At 50.4% G+C, this 1103-nt stretch carries 9 tRNA genes and 1 rRNA gene; all 10 read left to right on the top strand.

What is annotated here, in order from left to right:
• Positions 1–98 (top strand): 5S ribosomal RNA (gene rrf, locus D479_RS19670); the annotation flags it as partial.
• Positions 99–110: 12 nt separating this feature from the next.
• A tRNA-Val gene (locus tag D479_RS19665) sits at positions 111–186 on the top strand.
• A gap of 15 nt (positions 187–201) precedes the next feature.
• Positions 202–277: transfer RNA gene (locus tag D479_RS19660), tRNA-Thr, on the top strand.
• Between the two features lie 51 nt (positions 278–328).
• Positions 329–404, top strand: a tRNA-Lys gene (locus D479_RS19655).
• A gap of 7 nt (positions 405–411) precedes the next feature.
• A tRNA-Leu gene (locus D479_RS19650) sits at positions 412–493 on the top strand.
• 7 nt (positions 494–500) lie between these two features.
• A tRNA-Gly gene (locus tag D479_RS19645) sits at positions 501–575 on the top strand.
• A gap of 60 nt (positions 576–635) precedes the next feature.
• A tRNA-Leu gene (locus D479_RS19640) sits at positions 636–724 on the top strand.
• Positions 725–736: 12 nt separating this feature from the next.
• Positions 737–813, top strand: a tRNA-Arg gene (locus D479_RS19635).
• 6 nt (positions 814–819) lie between these two features.
• Positions 820–896 (top strand) — tRNA-Pro (locus tag D479_RS19630).
• A gap of 12 nt (positions 897–908) precedes the next feature.
• Positions 909–984, top strand: a tRNA-Ala gene (locus tag D479_RS19625).
• Positions 985–1103: the final 119 nt, after the last annotated feature.

Raw genomic sequence — 1103 nt, 5'->3', positions numbered from 1 at the left:
AAGAGGTCACACCTGTTCCCATGCCGAACACAGCAGTTAAGCTCTTCAGCGCCGATGGTAGTCGGGTAGATCCCCGTGAGAGTAGGACGCTGCCAAGCCTAATTAAATCCGGAGGATTAGCTCAGCTGGGAGAGCACTTGCCTTACAAGCAAGGGGTCGCAGGTTCGAACCCTGCATCCTCCACCATTTTCATTTAAGTTAGCCGGCCTAGCTCAACTGGCAGAGCAACTGATTTGTAATCAGTAGGTTGGGGGTTCAAGTCCTCTGGCCGGCACCATTAGTTGCCTCATAAAGCTAACTTAAAAAATTAAAGTGCTAGTTACATTGAGAGCCATTAGCTCAGTTGGTAGAGCATCTGACTTTTAATCAGAGGGTCGAAGGTTCGAGCCCTTCATGGCTCACCATGTTTTTGCGGGTGTGGTGGAATTGGCAGACACGCTAGATTTAGGATCTAGTGCTTCACGGCGTGGGGGTTCAAGTCCCTCCACCCGCACTTTAATGCGGAAGTAGTTCAGTGGTAGAACACCACCTTGCCAAGGTGGGGGTCGCGGGTTCGAATCCCGTCTTCCGCTCCAATGATACATTAGAGCTAGTTATAATGATACTTACAACATAGGTGAAAACATAGATGCCAGGCCGGGGTGGCGGAATTGGCAGACGCACAGGACTTAAAATCCTGCGGTGGGTTTCCACCGTGCCGGTTCGAGTCCGGCCCTCGGCACCATACGATATATATGCGCCCGTAGCTCAATTGGATAGAGCGTCTGACTACGGATCAGAAGGTTAGGGGTTCGACTCCTCTCGGGCGCGCCATTATAACGGGAAGTAGCTCAGCTTGGTAGAGCACTTGGTTTGGGACCAAGGGGTCGCAGGTTCGAATCCTGTCTTCCCGACCATTCCTTAATAACGGGGCCTTAGCTCAGCTGGGAGAGCGCCTGCTTTGCACGCAGGAGGTCAGCGGTTCGATCCCGCTAGGCTCCACCATTTATTTTGATCTTTGAAAACTGAACGAACCAACCAGTACGTCAAACATTCTTTCTATTATATAGAGAGAATTCAAACAAGCACATTCGGTGTGCAAAATGAGCAAGTCAAACACTTTT

It is taken from the genome of Halobacillus sp. BAB-2008 (genome assembly GCF_000328325.1).
In the GTDB taxonomy this organism is placed as follows: Bacteria; Bacillota; Bacilli; order Bacillales; family Halobacillaceae; genus Halobacillus.
Note: the sequence above shows the minus strand (reverse complement) of the source record. Positions and strands in the feature narration are given on the sequence as shown.